1 protein-coding gene is annotated in these 407 nt (G+C 77.1%); it reads right to left on the bottom strand.

The window, feature by feature from the left end; translation table 11 throughout:
* Positions 1-173: 173 nt before the first annotated feature.
* Positions 174-407: GNAT family N-acetyltransferase (locus tag E1298_RS47550; protein ID WP_131903944.1), on the bottom strand; the 234-nt coding region annotated here is incomplete at its 5' end.

The raw sequence follows: 407 nt of genomic DNA, 5'->3' as shown, positions 1-407 counted from the left end.
CCCCGCACCTGCCCACCCCGCGGCAGGTCCTGGACTCCCTCGAACTGCCGGACGGTCAGTGGGAGGTCCAGCTGGCCGAGGAGTACCAGCGCGTCCAGACCAGCCCGCACGGGCAGCCCATGACCCGCACCGACAACGTCCTGAAGGTGCGGCGCCTGCCCGGCTGACCGGGCTCAGTCCACCCCGGCGACGCCGCTGCGGCGCTCCAGCAGCACCACGTCGCGCCAGCGGCCGTCCCGGCGGCCGATGCGGCGCCGGATCCCCACCCGGCGGAACCCCGCGGCCCGGTGCAGGCGCAGGCTCGCGGTGTTCTCCGGGAAGACCCCGCCCTGGATCGTCCAGATCCCCGCCGCCTCGGTCGAGGCGACCAGCGCCCCCAGCAGCGCCGCGCCGACGCCCCGCCCCCG

The organism is Actinomadura rubrisoli, from assembly GCF_004349215.1.
Lineage (GTDB): Bacteria > Actinomycetota > Actinomycetes > Streptosporangiales > Streptosporangiaceae > Spirillospora > Spirillospora rubrisoli.
This window is presented reverse-complemented; position numbering and strand designations above follow the sequence as displayed.